Annotated in this window: 19 protein-coding genes; 3 read left to right on the plus strand and 16 right to left on the minus strand. The window is 32.5% G+C overall.

What is annotated here, in order from left to right; translation table 11 throughout:
- Window positions 1-16: 16 nt before the first annotated feature.
- The gene (locus AABD74_RS10060; RefSeq protein ID WP_406845427.1) at window positions 17-1,492 is read left to right on the plus strand and encodes a LysM peptidoglycan-binding domain-containing protein; all 1,476 of its coding nucleotides are present in this window, start codon (window positions 17-19) and stop codon (window positions 1,490-1,492) included.
- Here the strand turns inward: AABD74_RS10060 and AABD74_RS10065 are convergent.
- The 4 genes from AABD74_RS10065 to AABD74_RS10080 form a co-directional block, all read right to left on the minus strand.
- Entirely contained in the window at window positions 1,484-1,885 is a 402-nt protein-coding gene (locus AABD74_RS10065; protein ID WP_232683039.1) for a response regulator, read from the minus strand. The genes AABD74_RS10060 and AABD74_RS10065 overlap by 9 nt on opposite strands.
- On the minus strand, window positions 1,875-3,299 hold the full coding sequence (locus AABD74_RS10070; protein ID WP_406845428.1) for a sensor histidine kinase: 1,425 nt from the start codon (window positions 3,297-3,299) through the stop codon (window positions 1,875-1,877). Before AABD74_RS10070 ends, AABD74_RS10065 begins: the two co-directional genes overlap by 11 nt.
- 382 nt (window positions 3,300-3,681) lie before the next feature.
- Window positions 3,682-4,098, minus strand: a complete 417-nt coding sequence (locus AABD74_RS10075) for a DUF5958 family protein (protein WP_406845429.1) — start codon at window positions 4,096-4,098, stop codon at window positions 3,682-3,684.
- Window positions 4,099-4,186: 88 nt separating this feature from the next.
- Entirely contained in the window at window positions 4,187-4,723 is a 537-nt protein-coding gene (locus tag AABD74_RS10080) for a hypothetical protein (RefSeq protein ID WP_232683041.1), read from the minus strand.
- A 320-nt stretch (window positions 4,724-5,043) separates the two neighbouring features.
- Here AABD74_RS10080 and AABD74_RS10085 point away from each other — a divergent pair, with 320 nt between their 5' ends.
- A complete protein-coding gene (locus AABD74_RS10085) occupies window positions 5,044-6,453 on the plus strand; it encodes an APC family permease (protein WP_406845430.1) in 1,410 nt (469 codons plus the stop codon).
- A 241-nt stretch (window positions 6,454-6,694) separates the two neighbouring features.
- Here the strand turns inward: AABD74_RS10085 and AABD74_RS10090 are convergent, their stop codons facing one another.
- The 7 genes from AABD74_RS10090 to AABD74_RS10120 form a co-directional block, all read right to left on the minus strand.
- Complete coding sequence (locus AABD74_RS10090; RefSeq protein WP_406845431.1) at window positions 6,695-7,099, minus strand: MFS transporter; 405 nt, start codon at window positions 7,097-7,099, stop codon at window positions 6,695-6,697.
- Between the two features lie 153 nt (window positions 7,100-7,252).
- Window positions 7,253-7,714 (minus strand): DUF1810 domain-containing protein, encoded by a 462-nt coding sequence (locus AABD74_RS10095; protein ID WP_232683045.1) that lies wholly within the window; start codon window positions 7,712-7,714, stop codon window positions 7,253-7,255.
- Between the two features lie 156 nt (window positions 7,715-7,870).
- Window positions 7,871-8,497 carry an alpha-ketoglutarate-dependent dioxygenase AlkB gene (locus AABD74_RS10100; protein ID WP_232683046.1) on the minus strand — a complete coding sequence of 209 codons (627 nt, stop codon included), beginning with the start codon at window positions 8,495-8,497 and terminating at the stop codon, window positions 7,871-7,873.
- Between the two features lie 7 nt (window positions 8,498-8,504).
- Window positions 8,505-9,281, minus strand: coding sequence for an exodeoxyribonuclease III (gene xth / locus AABD74_RS10105; protein WP_406845432.1), 777 nt, complete (start codon window positions 9,279-9,281; stop codon window positions 8,505-8,507).
- A gap of 53 nt (window positions 9,282-9,334) precedes the next feature.
- Window positions 9,335-10,723, minus strand: coding sequence for an exonuclease domain-containing protein (locus tag AABD74_RS10110; protein ID WP_406845433.1), 1,389 nt, complete (start codon window positions 10,721-10,723; stop codon window positions 9,335-9,337).
- A 42-nt stretch (window positions 10,724-10,765) separates the two neighbouring features.
- Window positions 10,766-12,025 carry a Y-family DNA polymerase gene (locus AABD74_RS10115; RefSeq protein WP_406845434.1) on the minus strand — a complete coding sequence of 420 codons (1,260 nt, stop codon included), beginning with the start codon at window positions 12,023-12,025 and terminating at the stop codon, window positions 10,766-10,768.
- Window positions 12,026-12,126: 101 nt separating this feature from the next.
- Window positions 12,127-12,576, minus strand: coding sequence for a LexA family transcriptional regulator (locus tag AABD74_RS10120; protein WP_232683050.1), 450 nt, complete (start codon window positions 12,574-12,576; stop codon window positions 12,127-12,129).
- Window positions 12,577-12,673: 97 nt separating this feature from the next.
- On the opposite strand from AABD74_RS10120, the gene AABD74_RS10125 reads away from it, so the two are divergent.
- Window positions 12,674-13,447: a LexA family transcriptional regulator gene (locus AABD74_RS10125; protein ID WP_232683051.1), complete on the plus strand. Its 774-nt coding sequence runs from the start codon at window positions 12,674-12,676 to the stop codon at window positions 13,445-13,447.
- A 191-nt stretch (window positions 13,448-13,638) separates the two neighbouring features.
- Here the strand turns inward: AABD74_RS10125 and AABD74_RS10130 are convergent, their stop codons facing one another.
- From AABD74_RS10130 to AABD74_RS10150, 5 genes are all read right to left on the minus strand, one after another.
- Window positions 13,639-14,079: a DinB family protein gene (locus AABD74_RS10130; RefSeq protein WP_232683053.1), complete on the minus strand. Its 441-nt coding sequence runs from the start codon at window positions 14,077-14,079 to the stop codon at window positions 13,639-13,641.
- An 18-nt stretch (window positions 14,080-14,097) separates the two neighbouring features.
- Window positions 14,098-14,418: an ArsR/SmtB family transcription factor gene (locus AABD74_RS10135; RefSeq protein ID WP_406845435.1), complete on the minus strand. Its 321-nt coding sequence runs from the start codon at window positions 14,416-14,418 to the stop codon at window positions 14,098-14,100.
- Window positions 14,418-14,846, minus strand: coding sequence for an SRPBCC domain-containing protein (locus AABD74_RS10140; protein WP_232683056.1), 429 nt, complete (start codon window positions 14,844-14,846; stop codon window positions 14,418-14,420). The genes AABD74_RS10135 and AABD74_RS10140 overlap by 1 nt, the downstream gene beginning before the upstream one ends.
- 140 nt (window positions 14,847-14,986) lie before the next feature.
- Window positions 14,987-15,748, minus strand: a complete 762-nt coding sequence (locus AABD74_RS10145) for a phosphatase PAP2 family protein (RefSeq protein ID WP_406845436.1) — start codon at window positions 15,746-15,748, stop codon at window positions 14,987-14,989.
- A gap of 334 nt (window positions 15,749-16,082) precedes the next feature.
- Complete coding sequence (locus tag AABD74_RS10150) at window positions 16,083-17,801, minus strand: ATP-binding protein (protein WP_406845437.1); 1,719 nt, start codon at window positions 17,799-17,801, stop codon at window positions 16,083-16,085.
- Window positions 17,802-17,969: the final 168 nt, after the last annotated feature.

Raw genomic sequence — 17,969 nt, forward strand, 5'->3', positions numbered from 1 at the left:
ACTTTAATAGGTAAACATGGTTTTTAGATTGATTATAGTATTGTTTTTTTTTAGTGTTGGAGTTTTTTCTCAGGAAAAATTTATCAAACATAAAATCTCAAAAGGAGAAAATCTTACTGTAATTGCTAAAAAATATGGATTAAAAGTTAAAGATATTAAAGAGGCAAATCCTGACGCACCTAAAGTTTTAAAACTCAATTCGATTTTATTAATTCCGAATAAAAGCACAAAGACTTCACAAAACACTACCCAATCAATTGCAGACAATACTTCTGGTTCGCATGAAATTTTACAAAAAGAAACGCTTTGGGGAATATCAAAAAAATATAATGTTTCTGTTGAAGATTTAAAAAAAGCAAATCCCACATTAGAAACGGAAGGATTGAAAATTGGCCGGAAAATTATAATTCCAACAAATAGTAATTTGGCAGTTTCTGAAAATACAGTAAAAAATCCAGAACCGGAAAAACAAGAAACAATTCCTTCTGCATATACTGAAATTATTGTTGAAGTAAAGCCCAAGGAAACAAAATTTTCAATAGCCAGGAAATACGGAATAACTGTTGCAGAATTAGAGCGTCAAAATCCTTTTATTAAAAGGAAATTAGCTGTGGGTTACATGCTGAAAATCCGTACTTCAGCAGTAAATCAGGATATAAAAGATACTTCTATTGCTGCTCAAACTCCGGTTGCTGAAAAAAATATTATTAAAAATAATGTCCCAGGAACTGATTTGAAACAAGATGATAGTACATCTGCGGCAACTTCAGAAAGTACAATTAAAGCTGACGGAGGAAAAACAGAAATTGATCCTGCAGCAAATGTTGAAATTGTTGTTGAAGTACAGCCAAAAGAGACAAAATATGCAATAGCCAGGAAATATGGAATAACGATAAAGGAATTAGAACGTCAAAATCCGTTTATAAAAGGGAAACTTCCGGTTGGGTACGTTTTAAAAATAAGGACAACCAAAGAAAAAGCAGATGCTGCCGGCTCTGTAAGTTCTCCTGAACCTCAATTAAATGAAAATCTGGCTCCTGCAGCTCAAATTGCAGACAATTCAGTGATTAAAAAAGATTCCACTTTTGTTTACAATGGTAATCACTCTGATTTAATTGATCGGTTAATTCTAACCGCAACAGAAAATATAGGTACCCGTTATCGTTCTGGCGGAACTACAAAAGCTGGTTTTGATTGTTCTGGTTTAATGTTCTGTACCTTCGGGAATTTTGATATAAAACTGCCAAGAAGTTCTATTGAGCAATCTCGCATTGGGACAAAAGTAGCTGCTACAGAAGCGCAAAAAGGAGATTTGATTTTCTTTAAAACTAACGGAAGGCGTCAAATTAATCACGTAGGAATGGTAGTTGAAAATACTGACGGCGAAATTAAATTTGTTCATTCCTCGACCCATGGAGGTGTTATGATTTCTTCAACTAAAGAAGCATATTACCAAAGAGCTTTTTCACAAATAAACCGAGTTCTAGAATAAAAAATTACTGGTAAGTTGTTTTTTTAATTCTTCGATCGGAAAAGGTTTATTTAAAAAATCCTTTACATATATATTCTTTTTTATACGCTCAATCTCTTCCTGATCTAGAGTTGAAGACATTACGAAAATCTGAATCTCGTTTTTAATTTCTTCATTTAATGTTTCGAATATATCCAGAAATTCAAAGCCATTCATTATCGGCATCTGAATATCTAATAAAATAATTAAAGAGCGGCAGATTCTTTTATTTTTAATAATCCACTGCAAACCTTCAAGTCCGTTATTGGTCACAAAAACCTGATCTATATCCAGAACTTTTTTCAGCAGTTTTCTGGTAACAAGCTGATCAATTAAATTATCATCAATTAATAAAAATGATGGTTTAAGCTCCATAAGAAGTAGGTATTGTTACAATGAATTTACTCCCAATATTGCTTTCAGAAAATACCGAAATATTTCCTTTAATATTTTCTACTGCTTCTTTAACGATATACAGACCTAATCCTGAACCTTTGTTTTTGTTTGTCCCAAAATACATTTCAAAAATATAATCCTTACAATCGTCGTTAATTCCAATTCCATTATCAGCGACTTCAATTTTATTAAAACCTTCATGGATATAAGTTTTGATAGAAATAAACATCTCCTGTTTAGTGTTATCAGCATATTTAATAGCGTTAGAAAGTAAATTGCTGATAATGATTTTTAAACGAAGACCATCACTTTCAATCTGGTCAACTAATAGTTCCTGTTTAAAGGTTATTTTACTGGCATTTTCAATATGCATCAATTGCGAAATAGCTTCATTAAATATCTCCTGCAGACTTACAGGTTCCATAATAATTTGCTTTCTTTTATTCTTAGAATAGTCAATAATATCGCTGATAAATTGATCCTGCTTAGCAAGGCTCTGATGCATTAAACGCAGATAATCTTTTATTTGATCAACATCATCCTCTAATTGTGTAATTTCTATTAAGCCTTTTAAAGAAGTTATGGGCGATCTTAAATCATGTGAGGCGCTGTATACAAAACGGTCTAACTCATTATTTGCTAAAATTAGATTTTCATTTTTAATTTCAATTTCTTTTTTTGAAACAATTAAACGTTTTACCATTATTGAATAATAAGAACAAACACTTAAAATAATAATTAAAGTGAAAATAATATTAGTAATGATAAGTAGGTTTTTGATTTTACGGGTTCCTTCTCCCAGCGTATTCGAAAAATTTCGTTCGTTAATAGTCAGCTTATTGCTAATATTGTTTATTTGATGAAGAAAACTTATTTGATCAGCAGCAGTTAATGTGTTATGCTGTATTTTGGCATTAACCTGAGTTCCAATGATAAAAAGTTTTTCTATTAAAGCATCTCCTTCTTCCCATTCATGAATAGCCTTTGCTAAAAATGGAACTTTTTTAAAATTCACAAATAACCAAACAAGGTCATCTAAATCATCCTTATGATTTCGACCAATTGTAAAACCCTGCCTTGCGACTTTATTATCGCCGGCTTTTAAAAGTGTTTTTCTGGCAATTCCGTCACCTTGAGGAACTTTTAGTTCTTCTGTATATAGTTTAAACTGATTTGGGTCTTTGTTGTATAGATAGGTAATGAGATGAAGCGAAGCATCTTTTTGTCCTTTGGAGTAATGAGATTCGCCGTTTACATATGCTCTGTTTGCAGATAATATTTTGATCGTAAAAAAGTTGATGCAGATTAACAATGCACAGGAAATAAAAACGATCAAAATTAAAATAAAAACATTTGGTAAGCGAAAGCTTTTTAAAGATCGAATCTTGTACATGATTTCCATATTAGTAGGTTAATATTAATATCCGGTCTAAATCAAGCTTGCATAATTTTCTCTTTTAGAATAGTTTTGAGGCGGACTATTTTAAAGGTAGAAAATGAACAATTGTTAATGAAAATACTTAAATTTTAAGACTTATTGAGTCTTTAACCAAATTTAATAAAAAATATGAATCTTTTTACAAGGAGCTGTTTTTTTCTTGTTAATTTTTATGTTTTAGTTTTAAATTTCTGATAGTTAATTGTTTGTGTTTACTTTTGACTATTGAAAACTAAAAGGTTGAATTTAATCATTATTTTGTTTGACACAAAACGTTGTAATGAAGAAATTTTTTTTGTTTAATAAAAAAGGCTGTATAATAGTGTTTGTTTAAGTTTTAAATATCACTATTCCAGTTCATGCAAAAATGACTGCATCCATTTTTGCATTTCGTATTTCTTCTTTCAGTATCTGTTATTTTAAAGATCCAAAGCATTGACGTTATCGTTTTTTTATTTTCAGATTCAGGAAGTTGAACCAACTTTTGTAATGCAATTTTTGTTGGATAAGTTTTTAGAAGTACAATTGGGGTATAAGTTGGTTTTAACGGAATAGTATTTATTGCCGTTTGATAGGTTTCTGTATTATAATCGGTTTTATTTGGAATAGAATTAATAATATAATTATTCAAAGTGATAAAAAGGCTGTGAAAGTCATATCCATTATCATCTAGCAGCAGTTGTAATCCTATTTTAAAATCAATTTTATCTTGTGCAATTTGATTAATAAGTTTTTCTCTAAAATTCAAATCCACGATGCAGTTTTATTTAAGTTTTGAATGCTTTAATTTATTTTTTTTTTTGCTGATTTTGTGTTTAAATCCCCGATTATAAGGCATAATTCTATTTAATTCCGACAATTGTTTCAGAAAAAAAAGAAAAATATTTTTGATCAGACAGTATTTCTCTTACCTTATTTAGTGTTTCAGATTTTATTTCAGAAGTGTAACTATCGCCTAAAAAGCCAATTTTATCATAAGATACTAAAATTGAAATTAGATCAAGGAATGACTCAAAATCTTTTGAAATATAATTTACTACTTCAAAATTTTCTTCATCTAATAAAGCAATTTCATTGGTTTCTTTTATTACAATTAATAAGTCAGAATCACGAAAACCAATACTAACGAAATCTTTATGATCTTCATGATTTTTTAGTGTAAAACCTAAAAACGAAAAATTTTTAAAATTTACATTTTTATTGAATTGCTCCAATAAAATTGCATTTTCTAGAAATACAGCATTGGGTTTTATTGAAATTGAAAAATCAGAACTTATTTGTTCAGCATAATCCTGATCAAAACCCTTTTTTAGAAAATCTTCGATTGTAGGACAGACGTTTTTAATAGCGTCGATTTTGGTTTTTAATGTAAGGCTCATAATGTGATTTAATATTAAAATAAAATTAATCTGTAAAAAATGTTTACATTTTAAAAAGCAGTATTTAGTAGCTAAAGTATTAATATTATTTTAATTTAAAGGAATACTATTATAAAACAAGATTTGATAAAATAATTGTTTTAGAAATAATTAATTATTATGTAGTTTTCAGATTGTTTTTATTACTATCTGCAGACTTAATTCAAATTTATACTCAAGAGGCTGATTATGTTATAAATTTTTAATAATCTAAAATCTATAACAGAAAATCTAAAATTTCAGAAAAAAGTATATCTTTAACCAACCCAAAAGCCAAAAAAATGCAAGAAGAAAACCAAGAACACTTTAAAAGAGAACTAGGATTATTAGACGGAACCATGCTTGTAGTTGGTTCTATGATTGGATCTGGAATATTTATTGTAAGTGCCGATATCGCCAGACAAGTAGGATCTGCCGGATGGCTTACTTTAATTTGGCTGATTTCAGGATTAATTACCATTATTGCAGCCGTAAGTTATGGCGAATTAAGTGCGATGTTTCCAAAAGCCGGAGGACAATATGTATACTTAAAAGAAGCTTACAACAAATTAATTGCCTTTTTATATGGCTGGAGTTTTTTTGCCGTTATTCAAACCGGAACAATTGCAGCAGTTGGAGTTGCTTTCTCAAAATTTGCCGCTTATTTATACGAACCTTTGAGTGATGAAAATATACTTTATGAAATAGGTTCTTTCAAACTAAATGCTGCGCAGTTAGTATCGATTTTTACTATTATTTTATTGACTTATATTAATAGCCGCGGTGTTAAAAACGGAAAAATTCTTCAAACCGTTCTTACGATTATCAAAATTTTATCATTGCTTGGATTAATTGTTTTTGGATTAACGCTTGCAGCAAAAGCTTCGGTTTGGGATGCCAACTGGGCTGATGCCTGGAATACACGTTCGTTTAACAAAGAAACGGGTTCTTGGCTGCCAATTGGCGGAACAGCTTTAATTACAGGAATTTCTGCCGCTATGGTTGGATCATTATTTTCGAGTGATGCCTGGAACGGAGTTACTTTTATTGCCGGTGAAATTAAAAATCCAAAACGTAATGTAGGTTTCAGTTTATTCCTGGGAACTTTTATCGTAACAATTATTTATGTACTAACTAATATTATGTATCTGGCTGTAATTCCGTTAGAGGAAATTGCAACAGCAAAATCTGATCGTGTGGCAGTTGTAGCTTCACAATATATTTTCGGAAATATTGGAACGTTGATTATCGCGATTATGATTATGATTTCGACTTTTGCCTGCAACAACGGATTAATTATGGCCGGTGCGAGGGTTTATTATACAATGGCAAAAGATGGTTTGTTCTTTAAAAAAGCGGCTGTTTTAAACGAAGCAAGTGTTCCTGCCTGGGCGCTTTGGGCACAATGTATCTGGGCTTCTGCTTTATGTTTGACCGGAAAATACGGCGATTTATTAGATTTCGTAATTATCATTGTTTTGATTTTCTATATTCTAACAATCTACGGAATCTTCATTTTGCGTAAAAAAATGCCAGATGCAGAAAGACCTTATAAAGCTTTTGGATATCCATTTTTACCATTATTATACATTATTACAGCAACGGCAATTTGTGTTTCATTATTAATTACAAAATTCTCAACCTGCGGATGGGGAGTATTAATTATGCTTACAGGAATTCCGGTTTACTACTTAACAAAACCAAAAGAGTAAAAATTTGTTTCAAGTTTGAGGTTTCAAGTTTAAACTTTATAAATAATAAAAGCGCCTTGATAACCTCAAGGTGTTTTTTTGTGCAGCAAATTTATAATCAAAAATAAAATTCTTCAAAAAGTCTGGAAAATGTGCCCACGGATTTTATGGATTAAATGGGTTATTATTTTTGAATCGCATAGTAAAAAAGAGACAGCGTAAACCCGTTTAATCCGTAAAATCCGTGGGTAAAATAAAAGAATTAAAGGTTGTTTAAATCGTTGTTAACTCTTTCTTCTGTTGGTCTCAGGAAAATAAGATATATAATAATAAGAAGTCCAAATAATACGAAATCTGGTTTTAAAAACAATATTAAAAAAGCAGCCCCTTCTAAAATTGCCCATCTCATTATAGAAGCTGTCTGATAAATGGGGAACTTGTTTTCAGTTTTTAATTTAGGATCAATTTGTTTTAATTGTGATTTGAATAAAAAAGTACTCAAAACAAAAGCCAAAACAGGGATGAAAACATAGATCAATGATGATGAATCAATATTGGGGATATTTAGTTTTTCGACTGAAAGTTCGCCTAAAAAGAAATAAACAGCAATTGTTCCTGCACAAACTGCAAGGTGAATAATCTGAAGAGTTTTGATTTTTTTGGTCATGATTTGTTTTTTATGCAAGGTAAAACTAAATACATTAGAAATATAAAACTTTATGTTTTCGTGTGTGAAGACAAAAAATGCAGCAGAGAAAAACAAAAAAGGCACTACAATTACGCAGTACCTTAATATGTAAAAATCTATGAATGTTGTAAATTATAAAGCAACAGTTTCAGCAGATGATTTTATAGTTGAATTAATAATAGCTATAGTAAGCGGGTCTGATTCTCCAGAGAAAAAAGCATTTAAAATTTCCTGAAATATCGGATTGGTATTTTCGGCCATCGAAAAAAGAGTCATCGATGAACGCAATTTTCGAGCGTCTAAATCGCCAAAAATCCCGTCAGCTGATTTTCTTTTAAAAGTCAATAAGATTTCAGAAATTTCAATAAGATGTTTTCCTAAAATAGGATGCTCCAGAAATTCTGAAGCTTCTTTTAGATCGGCAATCGCATAAAGATTTGAAGTATCACTAGTGCCCAATCCTTTAATCTGAGGAAAAATAAACCACATCCAGTGTGTTTCTTTTTTTCCTTTTTTGATCTCAGCAAGGGCAGTAAGATAAAGTTTATTTTGCGCATCCAAGAAACGCGTTAAATCATTGTTTGAATAAGCCATTTTGGTATTATATTTTAAAAAAGGGTTGCAAAACTAGTAAAAAAGAAAGGGTCTGCCTAATAAAACCTTCATACAATCAGTATTTTAACTTTTTTCGACAGAATTTTCCTCATCGTTATTAAACGGTAAAAAAACTCATTTTGAATTGTTTATAAATCATACACTACGTTTGGTTTGTCTAAAAGTAAGGTTGATTCTTGGTAAAACATTTCGTGCTGTTTTAGGAATCTGATGCTGCCAAAAACTATTTGTTGTTCCCGCCATGAGTAAAAAAGATCCATGATGGAGCGGAATTTCGACTTGCGGAATTTCCTTACTGTATTTATGACGAAGCCTGAACATTCTCGTTTCTCCAAAAGTGACCGAAGCAATAATAGGATTTGGTCCTGTATTATGTTCTTTGTCGCTGTGCCAGCCCACGCCGTCATTTCCATCTCTGTATAAATTAAGTAAAACGGTATTAAAATCCTGCTGTGTTTCTTTTTCTACGCGGCCTCTAATAGTCAGTAATTCATAGTTCCAGTCGGGTCCTTTTTGATCTGCTCCGGGATTATCTTTATCTTCATACCAAGCAATCATTCTGGGAACTGTATAGGTTTTGTCATAAATTTCCATTTCATATTCTCTCCATTTCGTCTTACGAAGCAGTCTTTCGTAAAAACGATCCGATTCTTCTTTTGTGAAGAAGTTATCGATCAAAATTAATTCAGAATCAGGAATGTCAAACACTTTTTTTCCTGCCAAACCTGTGGTAAATAATTCGGTGTCGTTAAATAATGTCATTTTCCATTTATTTTTTGTCAATCTCAATCCAAACAGGGGCATGATCGCTTGTTTTTTCCCAGCCCCGTACATGACGGTCAATACCGCCTGAGCGTAATTCTTGGGCTATTTGCGGACTCAGTAAAAAATGATCAATTCTTAAACCGGCGTCTCGCTCATAAGCATTTCTAAAATAATCCCAAAAAGTGTAAATTTTCTCGTCAGGATATAATTTCCGAATAGCATCTGTCCATCCCTGTGAAACTATAGCTGCAAAAGCTTTTCGAATTTCAGGTCTGAAAAGAGCATCGTTACCCCATTTTTCGGGTTTGTAAACATCCAGTTCTGTCGGCATAACATTAAAATCGCCAATCAATATTGCTGGAATTTTTAGATTCAATAATGTTTCTGCATGTTCAGCAAGACGATCAAACCATTTCAGCTTATATTCAAATTTCGGACCCGGCAAAGGGTTTCCGTTTGGCAGATAAAGACAGCCAATCACAATTCCATTAATCAAAGCTTCGATATAACGGCTCTGAATATCTTCATCATCTCCCGGAAGAATGCGTGTTACTTCTTCAATTTCCATATTTCGGGCAAGAATCGCAACGCCGTTCCATTGTTTTTGTCCGTGCCAAATGGCATTGTAACCTGCATCATTAATTGCTTTAAACGGAAAATTATCCTGCGGCGCTTTTAATTCCTGCAGACAGACAATATCTGGAGCCGTTTCATCAAGCCAGCGCAATAATACAGGTAAGCGTCCGTTTATTCCGTTTACATTATATGTTGCTATTTTCATGGTGCATTTAATTAATTTGTATTATTAAATTTACTGATTATTAAGCATTTAATCTAAATAGATTTTTTTAGTAACTGTTTGTTAAATAATACTTTACCCGGGTATTTTTCTGCGAAAGCAAAAATCAGCTGTTCAATATATTGATTGCTTTTATAAGTTGTGACATAGTTTTTTATTTCTACGGGATCATGAATCGAAATATCTGATGGAATGTATCCCATACCATAAAAACGACCGTTTTCGATCCAAATACAGCTGCGTTCTTCTTTTGATCTTCCTTTGTCTATAATGGCAAAAGTTGGCCTGTTGTTTAATAAAAAATCAATTGCGTTATCAACTTGTTCATTGTGAAGTAAAACATCAGGTAAGCTTTTTGTATCATTATTTTGAAATAAATCCCCTTCTTCCGGTCTCGTATACTTGCAAAAGCGATGATCAATTTCAAACTGCTCTGCCAGGCTTCGTAGTAAATTAATCCCATCGTACTGGCTGTTAAATTCATGGATACAAACCTGAAATTTGCTCACTTTTCCAATTGCCAGATATTTATAACCGTTTCGGGCTTCGTATTGATAAATTCCAAATTTTGCTTCAAAACGTTTTAAGGCACGATTATAAGTTGGCCAGAGTTTTTTGATTTCGGTACATTCTAATAACAAAGCCATTAATTCAGTAGCGCAGATTTCGAAAGAAATTCCATAAATGTCCCTTAAAAAGTGCTGCCTTTGCGGGTTGATGTTATTACCGCTGAAATGAGAAGCCACACGTTTTTTTAAGTTGATGGCTTTTCCAACATAAATCACCTTTTTTTGTTGATTATAAAAATAATATACGCCCGGTTTTTCGGGTAAATTATTAAAATCATCAGGCGGAAGATTCGGTGGTAAACGTTGATCTTGTGCTGTTTTTTTGATCATTTTATCGATTTCTCCGGCATCGTCCCATTCCAGTAAAAGCGAAAATAATATAGCCGTTGCATCTGCATCTCCGCCGGCGCGGTGTCTGTTTTCTAAACCTATATTTAAGGAGTTGCAAAGATTTCCTAAACTGTAAGAACCTAAACCCGGTTTGATTTTTCTGGCTGCACGAACGGTACAAAGTTTTTTTGCCGACCATTTAAAACCTGCTTTTTCAAGCTGATGATGAACGAATGAATAATCGAAGTTTACATTATGGGCAACAAAAATACGATCAGTAAGCATTTCTAATACTTTTTCTGAAATGTCATCGAAAATAGGTGCATTAGCCACCATTTCGTTATTAATACCTGTTAATCCAAAAATAGAAGGAGGGATGTCCTGCTCTGGATTTACAAGTGTTTCATAACGGTCAAGTACATTTTTGCCATCATGAATAATAATGGCAATTTCTGTAATGCGGCTGCCACTGGCATTTCCGCCTGTGGTTTCAATATCGACTATGGCATACTCCGTATTTCTCATCTGTATATAACGTAAAACCGATTGTTTTTCTGCTGCTTATATTTAAACTTTAACCGTAATAACATCTTTGAGCAAAGTAGAAAATTTGGGAGATAATCTGTTCTGCCTCATTTTCCATTGCCGTCCCAAAGACTGTACACCGAATTTAATTTTATTATTACCATAACTTTGGTTCATTTTATCAATCACACTCATTAAAGGCTGATGTTTAGGATTCGAAGTTTCGAATAAATTAAGCTGTGTTTCACTATTTGGTGTTAACCCCATTACGATTACACCAGCTTTTTTATAACGATAGCCTTTTTTAAAAATAGCTTTAAATCCTTTTTGTGCGGCTTCATTGAGTTCTATCGTTGAATTGGTTGGAAAATTAGTAGTGATGGTAATACTTCGTGAATAGTGTGATTCCTCGTTCTTTAAAAAACTAGTCTGGATAAAAACCGTTACCATATTACAATGACAATTCTGACGTCTTAATTTTTCAGCACAGGAAGCTGTAAACGTGCTGATTCGTTCTGAGATTTCTTCATAAGTAGTATATCTTTTTTCGAAAGACCTTGTAGTGGCAATCATTTTCCGGTCTGCGGCGGCTTCTAATTCCAAAGTTGGTTTCCCTTCTAATTCATGTTTTAACCGAAGCCCGACTACAGACAGTTCTTTTCTTACCCAAGCATCCGGAAGCTGGGTAAATTCATATGCTGTGTTGATTTTTTTTAATTTAAGCCGTTTGGCGTGTTTTCTGCCAATTCCCCATACATCTTCAATTTTAGCCCACTTTAATGCTTTAATTCTTTTTTCTTCTGAGTCAATACAATAAACACCCTGCGTACGATCTGCAAATTTTCGGGCAATTTTATTCGCCATTTTTGCCAAAGCTTTGGTAGGAGCAAAACCTATACTAACAGGAATGCCTGTTCCTTGTGTCACTTCTTTCCGCATTTTTAAACCCAGTATATTCAGATCAAATAAATCGTAACCTGAAAATTTCAGGAAAGCTTCATCAATACTGTAAATTTCGATTTCGGGAGTATAAGTTTGCAGCAGGTTCATGACCCGATTGCTCATATCGCCGTATAACGGATAATTAGAAGAATAAACAAATATGTTTTTTTCTTTAAAAACAGATTCATACTTAAAAGCCGGAATAGCCATTGGTATGCCAAGAGCCTTAGCTTCATCAGAACGTGAAATAACACACCCGTCATTATTAGAGAGAATAACGATAGGTTTTCCTCTTAAATGTGGATCAAATACTCTTTGACACGAAGCATAAAAATTGTTACAATCGACTAAAGCAAACATTTTCTAAATGTGTTTTTTTATTTCTATTTTGTCAGTCTGAGCAAAGTCGAAGACCTTTTGTGTTATAAAGCGCTTCGACTTCGCTCAGTGTGACATTCAACTTAAAAAGATTTAATACTATGAACCACAATTCCCCAAATTACAAAATTATTTTCCGGGGTTACTTTTATAGGCTGGTAATCTTCATTTTCGGCAATAAGCCAGATTATGTCTTTTTCTATTCTGATACGCTTTACAGTAAACTCGCCATCAATTTGGCAAACAGCAATTTTATTGTTTTGTGGTTCCAGGCTTTTATCAATAATCAATAAATCGCCATCATTGATACCGGCATTTTTCATAGAATGTCCTTTTACTCTGGCAAAATAAGTAGTGTATTTATGTTTGATAAATTCTTTGTTGAGATCAATCGATAATTCGATAAAATCATCAGCAGGCGAAGGAAAACCTGCGCTGATACCAACGTCAAAAAAAGGCAGCATTACTTTCGAACTTACATCCGGGATGTACAATTCTATTGATTTTGTGGTATTTATATTGCTCAATTTCATAATCACTTCAAAAAAAGTTTTTTTGTATAAAGCAAAATTAGTACAGATAATAACATTTTTTTATATATTTGCTGTTCTAAATTATAACAAATTAATTATGTCCTTATTTTCAGACAACATCAGAGCATTAAGGGTTAAGCATAAAATATCGCAGGAGAAATTAGCTGGAAACCTAAAGATTACCCGAGGTAGATACGTTAAATATGAAGACGGAACTTCAGAAGCACCGTATGATATTTTAAAGCAGATTGCTTTATATTTTCATATGAGCATTGATTTATTATTGTCTGTCGATGTGCGTAAAATTGACGTGGAAAATTTGATAAAATTAGAAGGCAATCGACTTATTTTGCCAATTCAAGTGGATCAATTTGGAGAAAATTATATCGAAATTGTATCTCAAAAAGCAAAAGCAGGCTACTTAAACGGATATGCCGATCCGGAATACATTGAAAGTTTACAGCAGGTTTCACTCCCGTTTTTAGGACCGGGCAAGCACAGAGGTTTTCCTGTAGAAGGCGATTCGATGCCGCCGCATGAAGATGGTTCAATTATTATTGGCCGTTATGTAGAAAGGCTGGGAGAGGTGATGGATGGCAGGACGTATATTTTGATTACCAAAAATGAAGGGATGGTATACAAACGTCTCAATAAAAATAAAAAGAACGCTTTGGTTTTAGAATCGGATAATAGTTTTTATCCAAATTATGAAGTGAAAGCTTCTGATATTTTAGAGATTTGGGAATACGAATGCAGCATTGGCCGATCAGATAAAAAACAAACATTATCTGAAACCGAAAGCATGAAAGAACTGCTTTTAGAAGTTAAGAGAGAAGTTATGGAGATTAAGAATAATACGACGAATGCATAAAAGTTTATTTTAGCATAAAAAGATTTTTATAAATTCTGAAAAGTGCAAATGGACAAAAAAGTTCTTAAATTTTAACTCCTCTTTTTCTATAATTGCCTGTGACAGACATGGATTTTATCAGCCAATATTTTGCGTTATTTCCATTTGCTGCTTTTCAATATATTTGGTCAAACGATCTTTCCTTTATAAATTTAGTTTCCTTTAACAATCGCCGATGCAATTTGTCCGCAATGATGTGAATTGTGAAAAAGAATAATAGATAATAATTTAATTCTTGGAACTGTTCCTAAAAAAGAAGTTTCTACTTCTTCGAACCAATCCTGATCAGAAGAATTATTTATAACATCTTCGAGTGTTTTGTATCCTTGTTCTATAAATGTATGACTTGTTTGAAGATCATAATCTTTTCCGGTATCAGATTGTCCGATTGTTGTGTTTTCGACATCCGTTTTATTTCCAAAAAACGTTCCCAGAATGTTTGCTGTTTCTCCAATATGTCTGTAAATAAATCCAACCGAAGCTGTTTTTTCATTCAATTGAAAGCGGCTGTTTTCCAGAGTTATATTTTTAAATGTAAGATTACAGACAAAGCGGTTATGATCTAAAAGATCAAGCAAGATTTGTTTTTGCATGATTTCTAATTTTTTAAATTAATCTTTCTTTTTGTTCAAAATAATTTCCAGTCTGCTGAGTTTGTTTTCCCAGAACTGGTCAAAATGACTGATCAGCGCTTTAACATCATCAAATCCTTTTTGATTTAAAACACAATGACGTTCCCGTCCAATTTCCTGGATAGAAATAAAACCCGCCAGCTGCAATATTTTAATATGTTTTGAAACAGCAGGACGGCTCATATCAAAGTTTTCAGCCAGCGCATTTATATTATACGTTTCTTTAGTAAGCAATTGCAGAATTTGCCTGCGGTTTGGATCTGCAATTACTTGTAAGGCATCAAGATTAGGCAGTGACATTATTTTTCATTTAAAAGATTCTCCACTTTCTCCATTTTTTTCAGCCAGCCTTCTGTCATTCCGGTTAGGATTGAAACATTTTCTTCTTTAAATCCGGTATGAAGGAGATGCAATTCGGTACCATTATCTTTTTTTTCCAATGTCCATTCGACAATAGTCTCAAAGATAGTTTCATCATTTCCTGGCCCCCCTTTCCAACTGTAAACAAGTTTTTTGAAAAGAACGATTTCTAATATTTTGCAATGAAAAATTCCATCAAGATTTAAACTTGGAATCGGATTGGTACGAAATGTAAAATGATGTCCTAAAAGAAGTTTAAAATCATTTGGCATGATCCATTGTGCAATTAATTCTGTCTCTGTAAGATACATCCAAATCTCCTCAGGAGTTTGACTGTAAAACCATTTGTGGTTAATTTCTGTTTTCATATTTAAGTAACTTTAAGGTTACACAAATTTATATGTAACTTTTGAGTTACACAAATATTTTTAGATTTTTTTTATGAATACTGTTAAGAGTGAACTACTTAACTTTATTAACCAGATGATAATAAGCGATAAATGAATCTTTAAAAAACCTTCACAAAACTCAAACCATATTGCTGTCCATTATAAAAAGGTGCAATCATAGAAGTTGACTTAATTTCAGATGATGACTTGAATAATTTTTTAGTAATATATGGATTCATCCAATAAGCAATTTTTGTGCTCAAAATGCCAATTCCGGCCCCTGCCGCAACATCGGTTAACCAATGGCGATTGTTATAAATTCTAAATAATCCGGTTCCGGTTGCGACGGCATAACCGGCAATTCCGTACCAAATTGATTTGTCTTTATATTCCTGCCATAAAAATTCGGCTCCGGCAAAAGCAGTGGCGGTATGTCCTGAAGGAAAGGAGTTGTTCGAGCTCCCGTCAGGTCTTTGTTCATGTACAATCGATTTTAAACCTAAAACGGTTGTTGCCATAATAGCATACGAAGTCACAAATATAACAGAACGGTCACGCATATTATTTTTACCTTTTACACCAAATGCATTCAAAGCATAAACAGATGCCGCAGGCGCGTATTGTGAAAAATCATCAATTGTAATTTTCTCATCAATATCTTCGGTAACTTCAGCTTTGATTTGCGAATTGAAACTCAGCAGCTGATCGCTTTCCAGACCTATAACTCCGTAGCCAATTAACACCCCAGGAATAATTAATTGTTTGTAATTGAATTTTAAATGATTTGAAGTGCTGTCAATTTTTGTAATGGAATCATTTTGTTGTGCATTCGCAGAAAATAAACCGAATAGGAATATCAGAGAAATTGTTTTGTAAAACATCTTTCATTATTGTTATAAATTGCAATAATAACGAAGGCATGATCTAACTATTTTTTGCTTAATTGAACCTTAAGCGAATATTAATTAATGGAATATGAATGACAATGAAAATAACAAATTCAATAAACGAGTAATTTTAATATGTTGTGAATTTGATGTTATCTCACATTTTTAAGCCCCGAAGGGACAATTTATATTGTAGGGCCGGATTTCCGGTTAAAATATATTCATATTGCAAAAGGTTCACAGGGACGATTCGTATTGTTTAATAGACAGCCCTGCAATATGGATCGAGCCTGCGGCTTTTTATAATTTTTTCTTTTAACAATTAATCTTATATTTTCAACGAAAACCAAAATGTACTTCCCAATCCCAAATTACTTTCTACACCAACATTTCCATTCTGCGCTTCAATAAATTCTTTACTAATCGCTAATCCCAATCCCGTTCCGGATTTCTGGCTTCCCGGGACTTGAAAATATTTATCAAAAACTTTGTCTTTATACCTTGTGTCAATTCCTTTTCCGGTGTCGATAACCTGAAATACGATTTGGTTGTTTTCTTTTTTTAATTTGATGAAAATGGTACTTTTTTCGGAAGAATACCGAATTGCATTTGACAAATAATTAATCAAAACCCAGCCTGTTTTTTCACTGTCGGCTTTCACGTCTTGCAGATTTTCATCAGCATCAATTATTAGTTTTATCTGCTTTTGATCGGCCTGGACTTTTACGGCTTCAACAGCGTAATTTACAATTTCGTGCGGATTGCTTTTTTCGATGTTCAGCTGAATATTTCCAGTTTCCAACTGCGATAAATTAAGCAGTTCACCTGTAATTTTCAACAGCCTCTGACTATCATCTTTAATACTTTCAACCAATTGTTTCTGATCGTCGTTCATATCGCCCGTTTTACCATTTTCAAGCAATTGAAGGCTTAATTTTATAGAAGCAATTGGTGTTTTTAATTCGTGCGAAACTGTTGCAATAAAATTGGTTTTAGCAAAATCCAGTTCTTTAAAAAGCGTAATATTTCGCAGAATAATCACATCGCCAATATTGATTTCTTTTTCTTCCCCGGTTGGGATTATAGTAATGTTAATAATTTCTTTTTCGAAATAGCTTTCTTTTCCGTGAGCAAAAATTTTAAGTGGTTGTTTTTTAGGAGACTCACCATTTTCTTTTAAAATTAAAGAACGAATCAAATCATTTGATAAAGCTAAATCTGAAGCCGATTTTCCAATAACATCTTCCAGTTTCATTCCAACAATTTTGAGAGCTTCATCATTGGCAAATAAAACGATATGTTTATTATCTAAACCAATAATTGGATCATGCATATTATTAATAAGCGTTTCCAATCGTTTCTTTTCGAAGAATAGTTTGTATAAATTACTATCATTATATTCCTGAAGTTTCTGCGCCATCGTATTAAACGATTTTGCCAAATCTCCATATTCGTTATGATTGGTAAAATGAACGCGTTCAGAATAATTTTTATTCGCAATTTCCTTAATACTCAGCGTTAATTCTTTTATTGGGTTTGCAATATTAGTTGGTAAGTTGATTAATAAATTAAAAGCAATCAAAAAGCATAAGGTTCCCACAATGGCAATCCATAAATTGGCAGTTTCGGCGGTATGTTTGGCGATATCGCTTTTTTGTTTTATGGCATTCATATTGAGTTTCATGATCTCAAAAATATCCTGCCTGATTTGCATTTTTAAAGATTCATCAGAGCTGTTTTTTTCTAAAAGAGCAAAGCTTCTTTCGAGATTATCCGTTTCTTGTTTCTCTCCGGCTTCAGTAACATTTTGGGTTTGTTTATGAAGATTATCTTTAAAAATAATAATTGCATTATCTTTACTAGTATTAATTTCGTCTAAAGACAAAAGCATGTTTCGCGAATATTCAAGCGTATTATAATTCGCTTTCAGAATATTTTCAGTGTCTTTTTTTATAGAAAAAATATAAAAGGCACTCACTAATGTGAGTATTATTATTAGTACAAATAATAATCCAACTCCCAGATTCAATTTGGTTTTAATTCTCATTTTATAAAACATTTAATTTTTTTTGAACCATATGAGTGATATAAGAAAATATAAGGGGATGTATAATTAAGGAAGGAGCAAAAGACTTTGCAGTCTTGCGCCTTCGCGAGCAAAAATCCCAGCAAACTTTGCGTTTAAAAAAATTAACGCCCAGTATTAAATGAACTT

The sequence above is a fragment of the Flavobacterium soyae genome (genome assembly GCF_045348165.1).
GTDB lineage: Bacteria > Bacteroidota > Bacteroidia > Flavobacteriales > Flavobacteriaceae > Flavobacterium > Flavobacterium soyae.